A 14,557-nucleotide genomic window follows, 5' to 3' on the forward strand; every position below is an offset into this window, starting at 1 on the left:
TCTCGGTCCCGGTTCTCTAACCTCATTTTTGGAAACACTCAGCATGCCTAAAAATATTCTGATAACCGGCGCGAGCAGCGGCTTCGGCCGCGACACGGCGCAGACGCTCGCACGCGCCGGGCACCGGGTATTCGCGTCGATGCGCGACAGCGCCGGCCGAAACCGGCCTCATGCCGATGCCCTCCGGGCGAGAGGCGTGCATGTCATCGAACTCGACGTGACGGACGATGCGTCCGTCGAACGCGGCGTAGCTTTAGTACTGGAAAATGCAGGTCGTCTCGACGTCCTCATCAACAACGCAGGTATTGGGTCAGCTGGCGTTTCCGAAGCGTTCACCACCAAGCAGGTACAGGCACTCTTCGATGTGAACGTATTCGGCATTCAGCGAACGTTGAGAGCGGTACTGCCGGCCTTCAGGAAACAGGGTGAAGGCCTGGTCGTGAACATCGGCTCGATACTCGGCCGCGTGACGTTTCCGTTCTTCGGTCTCTATGGCGCATCGAAGTTCGCAATTGAAGCTTTAACCGACAGCTACCGCTATGAGTTATCGACGTTGGGCGTCGACGTCGTCCTCGTTCAACCCAGTCACTATCCAACGAATATCTTCGCCAGCGCGCAGCGGCCCGCCGACGCGGTGCGTGCGCTTGGCTACGGTGAAGCCGGTGCGATTCCGGACAAGATGGTAGAGACGTTAATGGCGCTGTTCGCGAGCGACCAAGCCCCGAATCCGCACGATGTGGCCGATGCAATCGTGCAGCTAGTCGAACAGGCAAACGGTACGCGCCCTGCACGTTGGGTCGTAGGGCAGTCATTCGGCGCCGACGCCCTCAACGCTCAAGCGGCATCGGTTCAGGCGCAGGCGCAGGCGCTCGAGAGCCTCGGACTGACCTACCTCGCCGAGACGAAAAGGCGGTCCGGCACGGCTTAACGATACGTCCGGGGCAAGGCCAATACCGGTCCGAGTCACTGCACCTCCGGTGCCGCTTCGCGCAGGCTAACGGCCGCAAGTTCTGTCGAGCGGGTTTTCAGCGTTGAAAACCCTCTCCGTGACCGTTGCTTTAAATGGAAACGCCGGTCATTCGCTCGCTCAATTGCCACAGCCGCTCAGCGTCGTGCGCATCGATTGCCCACGGAAGCACTCCGTCCAAGGCCTGATGCTCTGCACCGACGGCCTGCGCAATATCGCAGTTTTCGCAATAGACGCCGCCGATACCTTCCAGGGCCGCGCTAACGGCGCACCAGACCGTCGTGGCCGCGCCCTGCTGCGCGGTCTTGTACATGCCGACCTGGTCCGCTGGAATTTCGCCGCGGGTGTTCCGAAAGCCCATCTTCTGTAATTCCGAAAGCGGGATGTGTCGCTGCAGATTCGTTTCAATGCGTCCGGGGTGTACGGCGAACGCACGAATGCCATGCGGCTCGCCCCGGCGATCAAGACCCACGGTGAACAGTACGTTGGCGGTCTTGGATCTCGCATAAGCGTTCCACTTGTCGTATTTCTCACGCTCGTAATTGGGATCGTCGAAGTCGAACGGCGAACGCCGGTGAGCACCGGAAGAAAGCGTGACGACGCGCGCGCCTTGCGCACGCCTCAACGCATCCCACAGGCGAACGGTCAGTTGAAAATGTCCCAGGTGATTCGCCGAGAGATGAAGTTCATTGCCGCGCGCATCGCGCTGCAGCGGCACCGCCATCACACCGGCATTGTTGACGAGCATGTGCAGCGGACGTCCCGTCGCAAGGAACGCGTCGGCGAAACGATCGATGGACGCGGGATCGATCAGGTCGATCTGTCCTTGTTCGATCCGCGCGATGGACGACAGGGCCTGGCGTGCCTTCTCCGGCTCTCTCGCCGGCACGATCACCGTCGCGCCGGCGGTGGCCAGGGCGGCCGTGGTTTCAAGGCCGATGCCGGAGTAGCCGCCCGTGACGATGGCAGTCTTGCCGGCGAGATTGGCGGCACCGAGTACTTCCAGCGCGGTGCTCTGCGAGCCGAAGCCGGAATGGAGGGGCGTTTGGGAATGCGGCATGGGACTCTGCGGGTAGGGTAGTGGAGGTTCAGGGCTTGACCACGACGTATTCGGCACTGCCGGCCGCGGCGGCGGCTTGCATCGCATTGGGCAAGTCCGCGAACGGATAAACGCGCGGCTGGATGGCACACAGGTCCAGTTGGCCGCTGCGCACGAGTTCGATCAGACGGCGATACGCTGCGGGCGGGTACATGAACTGTCCGAGGATCTCCCAGCTGTTGAGCATCACCTGCGTATAGGGGATCGGCAGTTCGACCGTCATGCTCCCCATCAATACGAGGCGACCGGCCCGCCGCAAGCTGTGCAGAGCGGCGAGCGTGGCATTCGGATCGCCGGCATTGCCCACCATGTCGAATGCCATGTCCACACCGCCTCCTGCCGCCTCCCGAATGACAGCGGCATCGGCGGCAACTTCGCCGCGCAGCGCGACCGGTCGCACGCGCGCACCGCCGATGCGGGCGATCGTGTCGAGCGCGGCCCGATTGCGGCCGGCGGCGATGATGCGCGAAGCGCCCATCGCAACGGCAAGCAGCACGGCCGCGGTGCCGTACGCGCCCGTGGCACCCGTCACGACTACGGTTTCACCGGCGGCAAGACGCCCACGCAGCAAGCCGCCAAACGGAACGATGAAACGGCTCAACGCGGCCAGTTGGGCACTGTCGATATGATCCAGGCCATCGACGGGCGTGACAGCTTCGACGGGAACCAGTGTGTAATCCGCCAGGGTGCCGTCCGGCCAGTCTGCGAGAACGGTCTGTGAGCCCGCGCCTGCCGTCGAGCCGATCAGGACCTGGCCGGGATCGTCGACGTTCTCGCGGGCAACGAAATGCGACGAGATCAGTACACGTTGTCGCGCCCTGATGTGCCAGACATCGCGGCCGACGGTTTCCACGACGCCGACTCCGTTGGTGCCGATGGTGTATTCGCCTTCGGGCGGCGAGTAGAACGGCAGCTTCCCCTCGACGTAGGACTTCAGATAGGACATCAGGCTGCACGCCTCCACGCGCACCAGCACGCTGCCGGCGCGAACCTCGGGGACGGGCACGCGCTTCTGGCTCAGTTGGCCGCCCATGCGTGTCAAACGCCAGGCCTTCATCTGCTGGTTCGCCATTGCTGTCTCCCGAGTCTTTGAAACAACCGCAGTGTTGCCGGTCTTGGCCGTTTCATCAATAATGAAAAGAACATATTTTCTATTCGATCGTACAAAACCGCCGATGGATCCCCTTTCCGACGTCCTGGCTCTACTTCGGGTTCAAAGCGTGCTTTCGGCCCGTCTGGAGGGCGCCGGACCTTGGGCGTTGCGATTTGCCGCGTACCGGCACATCAAGTTCGGCAGCATCATTGAAGGCGACCGTTGGCTCTGGATCGACGGTACGGCCGACGTCGTCAAGCTTGCGCCGGGAGATTTTTATCTGCTGACGGATGGACGTCCCTATTGTTTTGCCAGCGCGCCGGATGCGCCCCTGCGCGAAAGCGTCGACGTGCTGCCGCCGCATCCCGACGACGACGGCGTGGTGCGGTTCGGGCAAGGGCCAACGCGCACGGTCGGGGCCGGCGGCCGCTTCATCCTCGACGACGATGTCAGTCGCCTGCTGCTCGACGCGTTGCCGCCGCTCATCCATATCCGGTCGGATGCGCCGGGTACCGGCGCGCTCGAACTGGCGTCGAAGCTGATTGCGATGGAAACCGAGGACGTGAGGCCAGGTGCGGTGGCGATGGCAGCAAGCCTTGCGAGCATCGTGCTCGTCAACATTCTCCGGGCGTGGCTCGCGGGGGGAAAGGCGCCGGCAGGATGGCTCGGCGCGCTGGCCGACGCCAAGATTGGCCGCGCGCTTCGATTGATGCACGGCGAGGTCGCACGGCGCTGGAAAGTCGAAGACCTCGCTTCTGCCGTGGCGATGTCACGCACGGGGTTTTCGGAGCGCTTCAGGGCGCAGGTGGGCCTGCCGCCGCTCGAGTATCTGACGCGCTGGCGCTTGACGTTGGCGTGTAGCGTACTGAAAGCAGGGGACGAACCGCTCGCCGCCATTGCGCGGCAAATAGGCTATGAGTCGGCAACGGCGTTCAGCCTTGCCTTCAGGCGGATGTATGGGGTGAGTCCGGGGCGTTATCGGGTTCGATCGCGCGTGGGGCGTGGTGGCGGCGCTGTGAACATCGCTCAGGCCTAGGAGGTCATCCATAGCGAGCCTTCGAGAAGCCGGAGGGTTGGGTGTGCTTTAACTGCCGCAGCGATTTGCTTTTACGCTATATTTCGACTATATTGGAATTATGGAAAATAAAGACGTTATCCGCGCACTTGCGGCGCTCGCTCACGAGCTACGCCTGCGTGTGTTCCGCATGCTGGTCGTCGTTGGTCCGACCGGGTTGACGCCGGGCGCCATGGCGGAGCAACTCGAGGTTCCCAACGCGACGCTCTCCTTTCACCTGAAGGAGCTGATGCACGCGGGGCTCGTCACTCAGGAGCGCGACGGGCGCAGCCTGATCTATCGGGCCGCCTATGACCAGATGAGCGCGGTGCTTGGCTTTCTGACCGAAAACTGCTGCCAGGGGCAACCTTGCCTTGAGCCAGGCGCGGACTCGTGCAAATGTTGACGGAGAACCAACATTAAGCGGTTTCACGTCCACGTTGACGCTATAACACCATGACCACGAACGTACTCATTCTGTGCACACACAATTCTGCACGCAGTGTGCTTTCCGAGGGCATGCTGAACCACTGGGCGAAGAAGCTCGGCAAGGACGTCCGCGCGTATAGCGCGGGCAGCGCCCCGAGCGGACGCATCAATCCGTTCGCACTTGAAGCGCTGACGAACGCGGGCATCGATACGCAAGGCTATCGCAGCAAAAGCTGGGATGAATTCGCGCAGGATGGCGCACCGCACATGCGCATCGTCATCACGGTCTGCGACAGCGCAGCGGCCGAACAGTGCCCGTTCTGGCCGGGAAGCCCTGTCAAGATTCACTGGGGCTATGCCGATCCGTCGCACGCGCCGGGCGGCGATGAAGGCAAGCGGCACGCCTTCAACCTCACGCGCGAGGCGATCGGCTACCGCATGCTGCAACTGCTGGCACTTCCCCTCGAAAGTCTGGACAACACCGAGTTGCAGCAGGCGCTGAACGACATCCTTCAAAGCTGAACCCTTTCCGCCGAGTCACACAATGAACACCCCCAATGTTGCCGCTTCGGGAACGCCGGCCGCGAAACCGGCCATCGGCTTCTTTGAGCGATACCTGACCGTCTGGGTCGCGCTGTGCATCGTCGCAGGCATTCTGCTTGGGCCGGTCCTGCCTGGAGTCTTCCAGGCGATCGGCCGGTTGGAATATGCGCATGTCAATCTGCCGGTCGGCCTGCTGATCTGGGTGATGATCATCCCGATGCTCGTCAAGGTCGACTTCGGCTCGCTCCATGAAGTGCGCCAGCACGTCAAGGGCATCGGCGTCACGCTCGTTGTGAACTGGCTGGTCAAACCGTTCTCGATGGCGCTGCTCGCATGGATCTTCATCAAGCACATGTTCGCGCCGATGTTGCCTGCAGAACAACTCGACAGTTACGTCGCGGGTCTGATCCTGCTTGCCGCAGCGCCCTGCACGGCGATGGTCTTTGTCTGGAGCCGGCTGACCGGTGGCGATCCGCTGTTCACACTTTCGCAGGTCGCGCTGAACGACAGCATCATGGTGGTCGCCTTTGCGCCGCTCGTCGGCCTGCTGCTCGGCATCTCGGCGATTACGGTGCCGTGGGCGACGCTGCTCACGTCCGTCGCGCTCTACATCGTGATTCCGGTGATCCTCGCCCAGGTTCTGCGCAAGGCGCTGCTCGTCAGGGGGCAAGCGGCGTTCGAAGCCGCGATGGCGAAGATCGGCCCGTGGTCCATCACCGCATTGCTCGCGACGCTGGTGCTGCTCTTTGCGTTTCAGGGCGAGGCCATCCTGAAGCAGCCGCTCGTCATCGTGATGCTCGCCGTGCCGATCCTGATCCAGGTGTTCTTCAATTCGGCGCTTGCCTACGGGCTCAATCGCGCGGTCGGCGAGAAGCACAACATTGCCTGTCCGTCCGCGCTGATCGGTGCGTCGAACTTCTTCGAACTGGCCGTCGCCACTGCAATCGGCCTGTTCGGCTTCAACTCGGGGGCCGCGCTCGCGACGGTCGTGGGCGTGCTGATCGAGGTGCCCGTCATGCTGCTCGTGGTGCGCATAGTGAACCGCTCAAAGGACTGGTACGAATGCGCCTGACGAATATGGAATCAATCACAGAGGGCAAACGTGTCCGATCTCGCTACTGACCTCCCGCAGGTGGACCCTGCGCTGTTTCGCGTGCCTGACATCAATCGCCTGCAGCCTGCCAAGGCATCGCCGCATCCGCCGCGTATCCTGTTGCTCTATGGCTCGCTGCGCGAGCGCTCCTTCAGCCGCCTGCTGAGCGAAGAAGCTGCACGCCTGCTCACGGCGATGGGTGCCGAAGTGCGCACATTCAATCCGAGCGGCCTGCCGCTGCCGGACGACGCGCCCGACAGCCACCCCAAGGTGGCCGAACTGCGCGAGCTGGTGCTGTGGTCGGAAGGAATGGTCTGGTGCTCGCCGGAGCGGCACGGTGCGATGACCGGCATCATGAAGGCGCAGATCGACTGGATTCCGCTTTCGGTCGGGGCGTTGCGGCCTACCCAAGGCAAGACGCTCGCCGTGATGCAGGTAAGCGGCGGCTCGCAGTCGTTCAACGCAGTCAACCAGATGCGTGTGCTCGGACGGTGGATGCGCATGCTGACCATCCCCAACCAGTCGTCGGTGGCCAAGGCCTTCATAGAGTTCGACGAAGCCGGCCGCATGAAGCCTTCAGCGTATTTCGACCGCGTCGTTGACGTAATGGAAGAGCTGGTGAAGTTCACGCTGCTGACGCGCGACATCGGTCCGTACCTCGTAGACCGGTACAGCGAACGCAAGGAGAGCGCAGAGGCGCTGATGAAGCGCGTGAATCAATCAGGCATCTGATGCGAGCGGTCCCAGTCGCCGCTCGCGTTCGGGTCGCCCCGCCCATTCGCACGCTGTCGAACGCTTCGCGCCTCTGTGAAATTGTTCCGGCTGTTGAAGTCACTGGCACACCAGGACCCGCATCATGCATCTTCGATCAGCAGTCGCAACCGACCTCGCCGCGATAGAGGCATTGCTCAAAGCCAACGAATTGCCTACGGCCGGCGTTGCGGAGCACCTGTCCCATTTCGTCGTAGGAGTGGGTCCATCTGGGACCATCGCGTGTGGCGGCGTTGAATATTACGCCGAGTTCGCTCTCATGCGCTCGATCGTTGTGGCACGGGACGCCCGTGGTCGCGGCCTCGGCGAAACCATCATCGCCCATTTGTTGGCAGCGTGCCGAACGCGGGCGGTTCGATCGGTAGCATTGCTAACGACAACGGCAGAGCACTATTTTGCTGATCAAGGCTTTGCGCCCGTTGCGCGCAACGAGGTGCCTCCGCCTCTGCTGGCATCCAGCCAATTCCGGGGCGTGTGTCCGGCGTCTGCTATCACGATGTTGAAAGTGCTGACGGTCGACGCTCGGCCCCCACGCCCTACCCCATCCTGAACACTCGAACCACCTCCTCCAATTCCTGCGACTGATGCCGCAAACTTTCCGCAGCCGCCGCGGCCTCTTCCACGAGCGCCGCGTTCTGCTGCGTCACCTGATCCATCTGCGCGACGGCCTGATTCACCTGCTCGATGCCCTTCCCCTGCTCCCGTCCCGCAGATGCAATCTCGGCAATAAGCTGCGCGACCTGCCGCACGCTGACGACGACTTCCTCGATGGTCGCCCCTGCCTGTCCCACCTGCGCCCCGCCCGCCTCGACGCGCGAGGCCGAGTCCGTAATCAAGGTCTTGATGTCCTTCGCAGCAGTGGCGCTGCGCTGCGCGAGGCTGCGCACTTCGGAGGCGACGACCGCGAAGCCGCGGCCCTGCTCACCCGCCCGCGCGGCCTCCACCGCCGCGTTCAACGCGAGGATGTTGGTCTGAAACGCGATGCTTTCGATCACGCCGATGATCTCGGCCACCTTGCTCGACGCCTCGCTGATCGCGAGCATCGTGCCGGTCACTTGCGACATGACCTGCCCGCCCTTCGCTGCGATACCGGACGCCGCCGACGCCAGCTCGTTGGCCTGCGACGCGCTGTCGGAGTTGTGTTTGACCGTCGTCGTGAGCTCTTCCATCGAGGCGGCCGTCTGTTGCAGCGAAGCCGCCTGCTCCTCCGTGCGCGACGACAGATCCAGGTTGCCGGCGGCAATCTGCCGCGACGCGCTCGCAATCGCCTCCGTGCCGTTGCGCACGCGCCCGACGATCAGCGCGAGGTTGTCGCGCATCGCGCCGATCGCCGCGAGCAGGCTCGCGTCGTCGCCGGGCTTGCGGCGCACTTCGGTCGCGAGATCGCCTGCCGCAATGCGCTTCGCCACTTCCACGGCATACGACGGCTCGCCGCCCAGCTCGCGCAACAGGTGACGCACGATCGCAAAGCCAAGCCCGCACACCATGACTACCGTCGATGCCGCCACGATCGCGACCATCCACAGCACGCGGCTGACGATCCGCGCCGCCTCGTCGCTGCCTTGCTGCCCGAGCTGGACGTTGTACGCGCGATGGTCCATCAGCGCGGCGTTAAGTTTGTCCGCTGCGGGCATCATCTGCGACTGCCCGAGCCTGAACGCTGCGGACGCATCCGAGTTCGACAGTTCCAGCGCCTTGTCGCGCAGCGCTTCATAGCTTGCGAGCAGCTCGCGATCTGCGGCGAGCATCGCGCGATCGCGGTCGTCGGACAGTAACGGCTCATAGCGCTTGAGGGCATCGACGATGCGCTCGCGCTGCGCGCCGATTTTCGTCACGATCGTGCTTTTTCCGGCGGCATCCGGGCTCAACATGTGCTGGTAGGCGAGCACGCGCATTGTGCCGAAGGCGATCTGCGCTTCATCCAGAACCCGCAGGCTCGGCACCGTATTCACGCTTGCATAGGATGCCGAATCATAAACGCGTTGAATCTGATGGAACGCGAGGCCGGACACCAGGAACAACCCGAGCGCAGCACTCGCGATCAGAACGCTCAGCCGCTTGCCGACGCTTAACCGATAGAACGATTTCATGCCACCCCCAAGTGTGGTTTTTCTTCATATCAAAGCGCAGCCGGCGAGCCGACCGGTCCGCTCGGCCCGGTTAGCAGGCCTTGCCCATCTTTACGGCGCGCGGACGTTGAACTGAAGACGGGGTTTACGTGGCATCGCGTTGACGCACACAGACGGGCGGCGGAACGTCCGCACATGGCGCAACCGCCGCTCACACGCAACATCCGTGCGCTCGAAGAAGAACTCGGTACGCAACCGTTCGTCCGACCCACGAAGGGCGCCGAGCTGACCGAGGCGGGTCGCGCGTTGATGGAAGAGGTGCCCAACATTCTTGCTCTTGCGTGGCGTGCGGAGGAACAGGCTCAACTGGCCGGGCAAGGCTACCTGGGACGGCTCGATGTCGGCATTTTCAGTTCGGGGATTCTGAACGTCATCCCCCGGTTGCTCGCCGAATTCCATACCGAACGGCCCGAGGTCAAGATTGGCTTGCACAATATGTCGAAGGCCGAGCAGATCAGTGCGCTGCGTGAGCGGCGCATCACGATCGGCTCCAATCGTCTCGTGCCCGACGAACCCGATATCGCGGTTGAATGGGTTCTAAGAGAACCGTTTCTGATTGCGCTGTATGAAGGACATCGGCTGTGCGCGAAGAAGGCGGTGACGCTGCGGGATCTCGACAACGAGCGGATGATTCTTTATCCCAACGCACCCGTGCATGGTCTCGCGCAAGAGGTGGCCGCTGCGTTTCGCGCCGAGAATCTGCAACTGCGTGTTGAGCAGGAAGTCGAGGACGTGGTGACGTGCATCGCATTGGTTGCGAGCCGTTCCGGCATTTGCGTGACGACAGAATCGGCAGTCAATCTTCGGCTGCCTGGGGTTGTGTACCGCCCGCTCAGATCGAAACAGTCGCGGGAAATCGAGTTGACCTGTCTGTATCGTCGTGGGGACAACTCCCCCGTTCTGCAAGCCTTTTTAAACCTGGTACGGAAGTCGCGAATCCACCGCGTTCGTGCCCGGCTTTGAGCGGCGGCCGCGAGTGATTGCGGGCGCGTCGGGCATGCGTCCGGTCGGCAGAGCATGACGTCGTTTGCTATTCCTGATGCTTGAACTCATGCTGGCTTGCTCGCGTCTATGCGGCGTCGTTTGAGCGGCGCCATAAGCATTTCATAAGTTTCGACGGCTAAGATCGGCACATTTCACTGCGATCTAGACCGATGAATGCACTGGAAGCGCTGAACCGCGCACTCTTTCTGTCGATCAATGCGACGCCGTCGACGCCCGTCTGGCTCATCGACGCCGCGCGCTTTATCGCCGATGACGTGATTTACCTCGTGCCGCTCGTGCTCGCCGCGATGTGGCTCGCGGGCGGCGAGCACCGACGCGCCGCCGCAGTGCGGGTGTGCTGCGTCGTGCTGCTGGCGCTCGGGATCAATCAGCTGATCGGTCTTGGGTGGATGCATCCGCGGCCGTTCATGATCGGCCTGGGTCATACGTTTATCGAGCATGCGCCGGATTCATCGTTTCCGAGCGACCACGGGACTGTGTTGGCAAGCGGTGCGTTGACGTTGCTGCTCGCGGGGGAGCGGCGCTATGGGCTGGCGATGCTGCTCGCGGGGTTTGCGGTGGCGTGGGCGCGTATCTTCATCGGCGTGCACTTTCCGTTGGATATGGCTGGCGCTGTTGTTATCGCTTGCGTCGCGTATGCGGTGGTTGCTCCGCTGTGGGGGATGTCCGGCGCGGCGCTGACTCGTGGGCTCGTTGCGGTGTATAGGAAGGTGTTGGCGTGGCCTATTGGGCGGGGGTGGATTTCGTCGTGAGGGGGCACGAGCGGCGGAGTGGTAGTCGAGGGAAATCGGTAGCGGACCGCGAGCGAAAGCCCGCGCGACTTGTGATACGGTTAAGCCGTTACGTCGCCAGCAACCCGCAATATGCTGCCAGTGATTCTTCCTGAGATTTTTATCGGGAGCATCGGCAGCCATGGGTCATTTAAAGATATCCGCGTACGCTTGACATGGACGTGGAAACGTCCGTTTCTCGGTGTCTTCGGACGTTGATTCTCGCAAATTGCGCAGCCCTGAGAATGTCTCGCGCCTCGAAAGCGGATTTCAGGGGCGCCTATAGGCCGATGCTCCGACGCTAGACGACCTCGTTGTCTGTTTGATCCTGTTCCGCTAACGCCGCGGCTCCAGACTTACCCTCCGAATTGAGCCAGATTCGACGCAAGTCTTCGCCTTCAAATATAGGACTAGAACGCATCTTTTCCTTGGCAGTCGCTTCTGTCAAATCAATCTCAACGACGCGCTTTTGTAAGTTACGCATATACGCATAACAGCCTATGTCAATGGCAAATGCCTGATAATTCGACCCGGTCTTTGATTTGTGCGTAAGAGAACTTGCGACGCGGTGGATTATTCGATAATCCATCAGGCGGTAGAGAAGCAATTTTAGGTCGTCATCGCTTTGAATTTCGTTTTCCGCGACAAGAAAGACGTTGCTTTTCTTTTCGAGGCAAAAACTGCGTAGGGCATATATGCCCTTAGCAAAGTATCTTGATCCTGTCCCTCGGAATCCTGCTTAAGCTCATCAATTCGACGCTCAAAGGTTTCCTTGCTTAGGAAACGAACGTCATCCTTGCCAATTTTTCCCGCTGGGTCTGCTGTTCTTACCCTGTCTAGGACTTCGAGAAAAAACGACATGCAATCACGCGGAACACCGCCGCCGGCAAGAACGAGTCGGTCGAATCCTTTTCCTTTGAAAAGGGCATCAAAATCGGCAGGAGTCATCCCCGCTAGCTTGCAGTATTCGAGAAAAATTCCGCGGTTTTGCGCAAGGGTGCGGTCAAAATGTTCGAAAGTGAAGTCGATGTTTATCGGTTGATAGTCGTGACGCTCTTGAATTCCAATCGGCTGTCCTGCACGCTCAATGTACATCACCGAATTATGCCTAAGCGTCGCGATTTTAAATTTAAGCGGAGTATCCTTACAAAGCCTATGAATATAGTCAGCAACGAAAGGTTGATCGGTGCGATTTAGATGATAAAAGTCATCAATCTGAATAAATACTGACCGAAGTTTGGCAGAGATCGAAAAAAAGTCACGAATTCCGGTCTTGTAACTCGGTAAATTGTGGTTCAGTTGTTGGAGTTTATTTTCATTGTGGACATATTTTCGTTCGATATCGCTTGAGCTTTTGAAGAGCCGGTCCGAGCCTGCGCTGATCGAGGCTTCTGCTGAATGTACTTTTGCTCCAATTTTCCCTGTACCGCTAGTTTTACGCTCGGCGTGCTCGCTCAGTGCCGCCTTCACTTCTATCGATTGCTGATCGGGAGCCTGCCGAAGCGTCATCAGGCTCGAGCGAATGTCTGTAAGGATCGCCTTCAGCTTTTTGCTTTTCCCGAACCAACCTAGGAGATTGCGGTCGAGTTCTCTAAATGTCGCGTCAAGCAATTCGATAAGAACGTTGGGAAATGAATGATGTTTGAAGTCTTCGCAGTTGATATAAATCGCTCTCGTTTCAGTGTCCAGTTGACGTCTTGAGTGATGAAGCAGCAGGGTTTTTCCACAACCGCGACGAGCGAATATGCAATGACTCTGCTTCGCAGTGACATCGCTGAGCGTATGCCCGGTGCTTATGTAATTGACTTTGTCATTTCCAATTTGCGTACGCAAATTTTCATTTATTACGTTCCTAAGTTTATCTAGATTCTTTTCTTGCATACTCATGTTGCCCCCGGAAAAAACATTTCTTGATATGAGAAGGCGAGTCCCTCGGACGCCAAGGAACTTATTATACGAGGAATAGTTCGGTCGTAGGATCTGAGCTTGACCGCTTGCGCCTCCCTACGCAAGTCGACCAACCACCGTTGTAGCTTGGAAGCCGCCGTCGACGTCGCGCCGGGTCTAAGGGCGGGAGCGGAGCGCGAGGCGCCTATTCACAATGCATTATCAAGTGTCCGGAAGCAAAGCCCACTAATCGTTATCCGCGGCGCCCAGACCACGCTAGATAGTCCTATGGCGCCTTGGCCAGCAGCCGTTCCATCCACGAAGCCGGCAGCCGCACCACATCGTAATTCTCCCCGCCGCGCATAAAGCTAACTTGCCCATTAAGCCAGGACAATTCCGTCTCAGCAGCATTGAACGTTCGCTCGACAAGTAACTGGCCATCCTTCGCGTCATACACACGACCAACATAGTCAGCGTCATGCCCCTCGTCGCGCAGCAGGCAAAGCTCGGCGATGTATTTCCCGTCGTCGGATTGCTTTCTTTCGCAGTCGTGCGCCCTCGACCGCAGCCTGACGTCTAGCGCGTAGTTAATCACGAGCGCGAACGTAAAAGCCGCGAAAAGGCACTTCTCGAGAGTCTTCAATACACTCAAAGACCGCCCTCGCCTGCCAGTCGGAGCAGCAAAAATGTACGCCATGACACGCCCGCACGCCGCAGCCCCAACAACCGCCAACACTACAACTCCGAACGCGATTAACGCGCCGCTTCCAACTCCTTGCAATTCCATCGCGGCATCCTTATTCGGATAGGGCACTTCGTTCAGCAGTCCCGGTCTATTTCTATCGGTCGCAGGCTCATCGCCTTCCGCATCCGAAACGTATATCCCGCCCCGCCGACGTTGTCGACCCGCGTTGACAACTCTTCACAAACCGCAACCATCCAACCGCTGAAAACCAAATCCGAGACAGCCACGCCTTTATAATTACCAAGTCGCCGGCAAACATTTGGCGACCAGGTTTGACAGCCTGACCGTTGAAACCCGCACGCCTGCTCACGCAGGCCGTGCGTCTACTGCTGCACGTCTATACTTCTATGGGCGGGCCGTGGTGGGGAGCCGCAAGGCTCGCCGGTTATGGTTTCAACGCCGGTCTGCTAACCCGCTATCGTGCCCGCTCACCCTTCCCCAAAAAGCGGTTGTCCGGGCGATCCAAAAAGCATCACAGGGAGATCGCACATGACCAAGCCCCTCAAAAGCCAACAAGCCCAACGCGCCCCCGTCGACGCCCTCCAGTACGAAAAACTCGCCCTTTCCGCATTCGATCTCTGCGACCGTCAGGTAGCTCAACTGGACACCTTGATTACACTCGCGTCCTCGATACTTAGCAATCCTGCCATTTCACGCGACGAACGGCGTCGCCGTCAAACGCTTCTCGAACTCCTGCTGGACACAGCAGAGCAATACCAACAGGAACTGGAATGCGACCGCGAGCTATTCCAGGTCATCGCGCTCGACGCCAAAGGCGTCCCACACAGCCGCCTCACCGCGCACCACGCGACGAGGCTGCTCGCCGAGGCATCGCAGAAAGCAAAAGCGCCAGTCAACAACGAAACCACCGCCACGCCCCGCAAAAAAGCACCCGCCAAACCCGCGCGCCTCGCCCAACCGCCGCACACCGCGCCCCACTAACGCGGAACACCAAAAAAAATGCCGCAGCAC

General features: G+C 60.3%; 15 protein-coding genes and 1 pseudogene. 10 read left to right on the forward strand and 6 right to left on the reverse strand.

Annotated features, from left to right (window positions below; genetic code table 11):
• The first annotated feature begins 43 nt into the window (after positions 1 to 43).
• On the forward strand, positions 44 to 928 hold the full coding sequence (locus tag ACEN8U_RS27390) for an SDR family oxidoreductase (protein WP_413658064.1): 885 nt from the start codon (positions 44 to 46) through the stop codon (positions 926 to 928).
• Between the two features lie 130 nt (positions 929 to 1,058).
• On the opposite strand, the gene ACEN8U_RS27395 is transcribed toward ACEN8U_RS27390, so the two are convergent.
• Positions 1,059 to 2,027 (reverse strand): oxidoreductase, encoded by a 969-nt coding sequence (locus ACEN8U_RS27395; RefSeq protein WP_310105938.1) that lies wholly within the window; start codon positions 2,025 to 2,027, stop codon positions 1,059 to 1,061.
• Positions 2,028 to 2,055: 28 nt separating this feature from the next.
• Positions 2,056 to 3,138 carry a medium chain dehydrogenase/reductase family protein gene (locus ACEN8U_RS27400; protein ID WP_310105935.1) on the reverse strand — a complete coding sequence of 361 codons (1,083 nt, stop codon included), beginning with the start codon at positions 3,136 to 3,138 and terminating at the stop codon, positions 2,056 to 2,058.
• Between the two features lie 103 nt (positions 3,139 to 3,241).
• On the opposite strand from ACEN8U_RS27400, the gene ACEN8U_RS27405 reads away from it, so the two are divergent.
• The 6 genes from ACEN8U_RS27405 (at position 3,242) to arsN2 (ending at position 7,599) form a co-directional block, all read left to right on the forward strand.
• Positions 3,242 to 4,195 (forward strand): AraC family transcriptional regulator, encoded by a 954-nt coding sequence (locus ACEN8U_RS27405; RefSeq protein ID WP_413658630.1) that lies wholly within the window; start codon positions 3,242 to 3,244, stop codon positions 4,193 to 4,195.
• Positions 4,196 to 4,295: 100 nt separating this feature from the next.
• The gene (locus tag ACEN8U_RS27410) at positions 4,296 to 4,619 is read left to right on the forward strand and encodes a metalloregulator ArsR/SmtB family transcription factor (RefSeq protein WP_310105929.1); all 324 of its coding nucleotides are present in this window, start codon (positions 4,296 to 4,298) and stop codon (positions 4,617 to 4,619) included.
• A 50-nt stretch (positions 4,620 to 4,669) separates the two neighbouring features.
• Positions 4,670 to 5,164: an arsenate reductase ArsC gene (locus ACEN8U_RS27415; RefSeq protein WP_310105926.1), complete on the forward strand. Its 495-nt coding sequence runs from the start codon at positions 4,670 to 4,672 to the stop codon at positions 5,162 to 5,164.
• Between the two features lie 22 nt (positions 5,165 to 5,186).
• Complete coding sequence (gene arsB, locus ACEN8U_RS27420; protein ID WP_310105924.1) at positions 5,187 to 6,257, forward strand: ACR3 family arsenite efflux transporter; 1,071 nt, start codon at positions 5,187 to 5,189, stop codon at positions 6,255 to 6,257.
• A gap of 30 nt (positions 6,258 to 6,287) precedes the next feature.
• The gene (gene arsH / locus ACEN8U_RS27425; RefSeq protein WP_310105921.1) at positions 6,288 to 7,010 is read left to right on the forward strand and encodes an arsenical resistance protein ArsH; all 723 of its coding nucleotides are present in this window, start codon (positions 6,288 to 6,290) and stop codon (positions 7,008 to 7,010) included.
• 124 nt (positions 7,011 to 7,134) lie between these two features.
• On the forward strand, positions 7,135 to 7,599 hold the full coding sequence (gene arsN2 / locus ACEN8U_RS27430) for an arsenic resistance N-acetyltransferase ArsN2 (protein WP_310105918.1): 465 nt from the start codon (positions 7,135 to 7,137) through the stop codon (positions 7,597 to 7,599).
• Here the strand turns inward: arsN2 and ACEN8U_RS27435 are convergent.
• Positions 7,586 to 8,650, reverse strand: a complete 1,065-nt coding sequence (locus ACEN8U_RS27435) for a methyl-accepting chemotaxis protein (RefSeq protein WP_413658631.1) — start codon at positions 8,648 to 8,650, stop codon at positions 7,586 to 7,588. The genes arsN2 and ACEN8U_RS27435 overlap by 14 nt on opposite strands.
• A gap of 3 nt (positions 8,651 to 8,653) precedes the next feature.
• Positions 8,654 to 9,139 (reverse strand): annotated as a pseudogene (locus ACEN8U_RS27440) (MCP four helix bundle domain-containing protein); the annotation flags it as partial.
• A gap of 174 nt (positions 9,140 to 9,313) precedes the next feature.
• Between ACEN8U_RS27440 and ACEN8U_RS27445 the strand changes: the two are divergent.
• Both ACEN8U_RS27445 and ACEN8U_RS27450 read left to right on the forward strand, forming a co-directional pair.
• The gene (locus ACEN8U_RS27445; RefSeq protein ID WP_413658068.1) at positions 9,314 to 10,141 is read left to right on the forward strand and encodes a LysR substrate-binding domain-containing protein; all 828 of its coding nucleotides are present in this window, start codon (positions 9,314 to 9,316) and stop codon (positions 10,139 to 10,141) included.
• Positions 10,142 to 10,332: 191 nt separating this feature from the next.
• A complete protein-coding gene (locus ACEN8U_RS27450) occupies positions 10,333 to 10,935 on the forward strand; it encodes a phosphatase PAP2 family protein (RefSeq protein WP_310105913.1) in 603 nt (200 codons plus the stop codon).
• A 627-nt stretch (positions 10,936 to 11,562) separates the two neighbouring features.
• On the opposite strand, the gene ACEN8U_RS27455 is transcribed toward ACEN8U_RS27450, so the two are convergent.
• The gene (locus ACEN8U_RS27455) at positions 11,563 to 12,840 is read right to left on the reverse strand and encodes a hypothetical protein (protein ID WP_310105910.1); all 1,278 of its coding nucleotides are present in this window, start codon (positions 12,838 to 12,840) and stop codon (positions 11,563 to 11,565) included.
• Positions 12,841 to 13,126: 286 nt separating this feature from the next.
• Entirely contained in the window at positions 13,127 to 13,627 is a 501-nt protein-coding gene (locus tag ACEN8U_RS27460; protein ID WP_310105907.1) for a hypothetical protein, read from the reverse strand.
• A 447-nt stretch (positions 13,628 to 14,074) separates the two neighbouring features.
• Between ACEN8U_RS27460 and ACEN8U_RS27465 the strand changes: the two genes are divergently transcribed.
• Positions 14,075 to 14,527, forward strand: a complete 453-nt coding sequence (locus ACEN8U_RS27465) for a hypothetical protein (protein WP_310105904.1) — start codon at positions 14,075 to 14,077, stop codon at positions 14,525 to 14,527.
• Positions 14,528 to 14,557 lie beyond the last annotated feature (30 nt).

It is taken from the genome of Paraburkholderia phenoliruptrix, from assembly GCF_047325075.1.
GTDB lineage: Bacteria > Pseudomonadota > Gammaproteobacteria > Burkholderiales > Burkholderiaceae > Paraburkholderia > Paraburkholderia phenoliruptrix.